This is a genomic window from Paraburkholderia sp. BGA-UO-ETr-F12 (assembly GCF_059567945.1).
Genome location: NZ_JCAQOZ010000020.1, coordinates 1 through 4,734, shown reverse-complemented (window position 1 = coordinate 4,734; position 4,734 = coordinate 1). Strand labels below are relative to the sequence as shown.

Genomic DNA, 4,734 nt, shown 5'->3' with positions numbered 1-4,734 from the left:
TGCCGCAACCAGCCCTCTCTCAGCTTACTTCTTCAAGGCACGTCAAGTATTCGCTTCGCCGGGCTGGCGCCCGTACTTGACCCGCCAACCCACCCACTGAGAATTGAAAAGAGGCCAAAAAACTCACCCCAATCGCCCCAAGAAACGCCCCACAGCAGCGATTGAACCACCGCCGAACCTTCGCACGAACCAGCCACTTGCCAAGGTGCATCCCCGCCCACGAGTAAAGCGCGATCGCCACCCACTCAAGCACCAGGAAACTCGCACCGAGCACCGCGAATTGCGGCAACATCGGCTTGGCAATATCGACGAACTGCGGCAAGAACGCGGTGAAAACCAGAATCGCCTTTGGATTGCCGGCAGCCACGAGGCACTCCTGCCGCGCGATCCGCCAGAGCGACGCATCGTCCTGCTGCATCGTGTCGATAGCGGGGGCGTCGCTGCGCCACAACTGGATTGCCAGCCAGATCAGATAGGCGGCGCCCGCCAGTTTGATCGCGAGAAAGAACCACTCGGATGCATGCAACACAACGGCGAGACCGGTTGCAGCCAACACCAGCATCAACGCGAACGCGACAAGCCGGCCGGTGCCGCCGACGAAGGCCGTCATGAAGCCGTGGCGCGCGGCGACGTTAATCGACAGAAGATTGTTTGGGCCGGGCGCGAGGTTGATCGCGAAGCAGGCGGGCAGGAAGAACAGCCAGGCGGTGAGGGACATGACAGCTCGCACGGAGAAAGGCACGGGATTGCGACGAACGGGCGTGCGCGGAGCCGCGGGCGCCTGTAACGCCCCGATTCCGCGATTTCCCGATATTTGCCGATTGTAGCGAATCGGCGAGCCGTGCCGATTCAGTCCGCGCGTTCAATTCACCGATTTAACAAAGCCCGGGTCGCTGATCAGCGCGTCGACGCTCAGCTTGACCGTGTCTTCGATGGCGATGGTATTGCTGGTGAATTTGGGTGACTTCTGCCGGACTGTCTTCGTGGTCGAGAACACCACTTTCTGGCTCGCGGCATCGGTCACGACGTAGCGCATTTTCAGCGTCCAGTATGCAGGCGAGCGCGTGTCGTCCACCGTGAACTTCTCGATGCTTCCGCTCAAAACCCTGCGGCCTTCGGTGAGATGAAAACCGGCAATCTGCAAAGTGCTGGCGATGCTGTTGCGCACGGCCTCGTTGATGTCGCTTTTGAGCACGATGCCGGTCATTGCCGTATTTTCGATCCGGTTCGGCGAAACCTGGCCGTTGCGCGCCGCCATGTACACGAAGTCGCGAGCAGGGGCGACGCTGAGCCAGCCGGTGGAGTGCGCGACCGCGCGCGGTGGACTATTCAGGCCGAACCACGACCAGGAGCAGGCAGACAGCATCAGCGGCAGTGCTACGGCGCCACAACCCTTGAGCACAGTGGATCTCAAGGCCGGACGCATGGGACCATGCGATTGCCGCTGAGATTGGCTCTGGTGCGGCGACTTGGGCGCTGTGCTGGAAAAAGCGGCGGTCGAGGTCAGAGGGGTTGCCTTTTAAGTTGAGTCATCCCGGTACGGAACAGCATGGTAACAGCGAGCCGATCCCATTCGTCTTCTTAACAGGATCAGGGGCCGGAATTCGCGACCGATTGAAACGGCCCCGCTCATCATAACGGGCCGTTTCTTCAATAGGCACTGCGTCATTAGAGGATAGCTGCTACCCATGCCGCATCCGCGCGCTCACATCGATGCGCTGGCGGTTGTTCCAGTTGTCTCACGACAATAACCGTCGCGCGTGAAAATCGCGAGACTTGCGCGTCATCTCATGCAGGCCGCTATACCCATCATTACGTGTCGATCGGCGTGTGATTTCGGCGAAACTGCGTGGCATAATCTCCCGGCTTTCATTTCTCCAACATCTCTCCCTATGCTGCGCCGCCATCTGCAGAAGATCGGCAGTATCCTCGGATTGCTCGCAATCCTGATGGCAACGCTCGCACCTACGGTGTCGCAAGCGTTGAATGCGCGGGATCGTCTCGACGCGGCGTTGGTCGACCATTGTTCGGCGCAGGCCGATGCGTCGACGAGCAGTGGCGCAAGTGACTCGCATTCGCTGGCGTTTCATTGGGAAGCATGCGGCTATTGCGGATTGCTCGCACATTTCCCGGTCGTGCCACCGGTGCCGCTTGCCTTCGCGACTCAAGCAGCTTTCGCGCATACCGCTGTCGTCCATGCCAGCGTCAGCGCACCGTCCGTTACGCCGCATCTGTCCGCGCAGCCCCGCGCCCCACCTGCCGCCGTTATCTGATTCCCACCGGTCTGCCTGCATGCTAGGTGTGGCGTGCTTGCGCATGAATGCCGCTGTTGCGACGACGCGTATGCCTGCCTGAGCGCGCAGACCCTCTTTCCTCCGCCACCGGCTTTTATCGCTAGCTAGCAGAGCCTGCGCGTGCTTGCATGCGCACGCCTGTGCCTGCTGGCGCGTGCTTGCCGCGTGGCCCACTCACACGCGTATTCGACCTGATCGAATGCGTGCGATATGCCACATTCAAAAAAGACGCTGCCGCGATGCAGCGCCGGGACCTCATCCTATGTATCGATTCATCAAAAGAAGCGGCGCGCTATCGAGCGCCGCGGTTTTCTTCGCCACGCCCGCGCTTGCGCAGACCAGCAAACCATCCGACGATGCGGAGCCGAAACTATTGGCGCCGGTTGTTGTGCAAGGGCAGGCCGGGCATTCTCTAACGTCCAGCACGCCGGCTCAGCAGAAGCGCAAGCTCGACGAAACGGCGGGTTCAGTGGGCTTTGTGGATAGCGAGTCGTATACGAACACGTATGCCTTTACCCTGCGCGACGTGCTGAAGGACGTGCCGGGCGTGTTCGTGCAGAACCGCTATGGGCAGGAGTTGCGTCTGTCGATCCGCGGCTCGGGGATTGCGCGTTCTTATCACACACGCGGGCTGGAAATCCTGCAGGACGGCATACCGACCAATCAGGCCGACGGCAGCGGCGACTATTATCAGATCGATCCGCTCGCGTTGCAGGCGACCGAGGTCTACAAGGGCGGCAACGGGCTCGCTTACGGGTCTTCGACGCTTGGCGGCGCGATCGATTTTCTGACGCCAACTGCACACACAGCGGTCGCGCCGAACATCTTGCGGCTCGAAGGCGGCAGTTTTGGCACGGTGCGCAGCAGTGCGCAGTTTTCGCGCGTGGTGGGGCCACTCGATTTCATCGGCACGTTCACGGTCGATCATAACGACGGCTTTCGCCAGCATTCACGCGGTCAATATGAGCAGTTCAACGCCAACATCGGCTACCGCTTCAGTCCGAACGTCGAGACGCGCTTCTATCTCGGCGCATACATCGTCGATCAGCAATTGCCGGGCACGCTCAGCCTGAGCGATGCGCTGAACAATCCGACCAAAGCTGCCGCTAGCGCGTTGTCAGGCGACCAGGCGCGCAACACACGTACGGAGCGGATCGCGAACCGCACGACGGTGAAACTCGACGTCGGCCAGCTCGACATCGACACGTGGGCCATCCACAAGAGCCTGTATCACCCGATCTTTCAGGTCATCGACCAGGACGGCTGGACCTATGGCGTGGCGCCTCGCTATACGGCAACGCTGAACCTCGGCGGCATGCGCAACGACGTGATTGCGGGCGCACGCTTTTTCGGCGGCAATACGCAGGCGCGGCAGTACGTGAACGTTGCCGGCAATCGTGGCACGCAGACACTCGACGCGTCGCAGAACGCCTACAACTACGAGGCCTACGTCGAGAACCGGCTGTTTTTCCTGCCGACCGTCGCGCTGATGACAGGAGTCAAGGCGCTGCGTGACGTGCGTGAATATGTTGACCACGGCGGCCTCGCTGCCGACCCAACCTATAAATCGGCGAGCCAGACCTACAACGGCATCAATCCGAAGCTCGGTTTGTTGTGGCAGCCGAATCGCGAGATTCAGGCTTTTGTCGACATTACCCGCAGCCAGGACACGCCGGATTTCACCGACCTCGCGCAGTCGTTCGCATCGACCACGCGCTTTACGCCGTTGCAGTCGCAACATGCGTGGACGCTGGAGGTCGGGACGCGCGGCACGCGTGGCGCGGTGAGTTGGGACCTCACGGCGTATCAGTCGATGGTGCGCGATCAGTTGCTGCAGTACACGACGAATCCGGATATTCCGGCCGCTACGTTCAACGCCAACAAGACCGTGTTGCGCGGCATTGAAGCGGGTGCTTCGGTCGATGTGTGGCGCGATGTTTTCAAGCCGGGCTCGGGAGACCGGATTACGCTGTCGGGGCTATGGAATCTGAGCGATTTCCGTTTCAAGGACGATCCGCAGTACGGATCCAACCGGATTGCCGGCGTGCCGGTCAACGTGCTGCGCGCCGCGTTGAGCTATGCGCGGCCAGACGGTTTTCATGTGTCGGCGACCGTGGATTGGGTGCCCGCCGGCGCCTGGGCCGATGATGCCAACACGCTGCGCGTGCCGGGATACACCTTGCTGGGCCTGCAAGCCGGAATGGATTTCCGCAATGGCGTGTCGGTGTTCGTCGATGCCAGGAATCTGACCAACAAGCGCTACGTTAGCGATATCAGCACGGTGGCCAATGCCGCCACCGCGAGTGGGGCGATCTTTTAGGCTCTTTCAAAAATGGAGTGGGTAATGCGGCTCACGACGCATGCGGATTGAGTGCTGAGAAGTCGAGCTTTCCGGCGATGAGGAACAGCACGGTGCGCATGGTCTTGAAGCTGGCGTACC

Annotated in this window: 4 protein-coding genes; 2 read left to right on the top strand and 2 right to left on the bottom strand. The window is 60.9% G+C overall.

Annotated elements, in window-relative coordinates:
• Nucleotides 1-19: 19 nt before the first annotated feature.
• Together AC57B6_RS08180 and AC57B6_RS08175 are read right to left on the bottom strand one after the other, a co-directional pair.
• Complete coding sequence (locus AC57B6_RS08180; protein ID WP_496420961.1) at nucleotides 20-718, bottom strand: LysE family translocator; 699 nt, start codon at nucleotides 716-718, stop codon at nucleotides 20-22.
• Nucleotides 719-862: 144 nt separating this feature from the next.
• A complete protein-coding gene (locus AC57B6_RS08175) occupies nucleotides 863-1,426 on the bottom strand; it encodes a hypothetical protein (RefSeq protein ID WP_496420960.1) in 564 nt (187 codons plus the stop codon).
• Nucleotides 1,427-1,892: 466 nt separating this feature from the next.
• On the opposite strand from AC57B6_RS08175, the gene AC57B6_RS08170 reads away from it, so the two are divergent.
• Both AC57B6_RS08170 and AC57B6_RS08165 read left to right on the top strand, forming a co-directional pair.
• Complete coding sequence (locus tag AC57B6_RS08170; RefSeq protein ID WP_046571217.1) at nucleotides 1,893-2,273, top strand: DUF2946 domain-containing protein; 381 nt, start codon at nucleotides 1,893-1,895, stop codon at nucleotides 2,271-2,273.
• Between the two features lie 283 nt (nucleotides 2,274-2,556).
• The gene (locus AC57B6_RS08165) at nucleotides 2,557-4,614 is read left to right on the top strand and encodes a TonB-dependent receptor family protein (RefSeq protein WP_496420959.1); all 2,058 of its coding nucleotides are present in this window, start codon (nucleotides 2,557-2,559) and stop codon (nucleotides 4,612-4,614) included.
• Nucleotides 4,615-4,734: the final 120 nt, after the last annotated feature.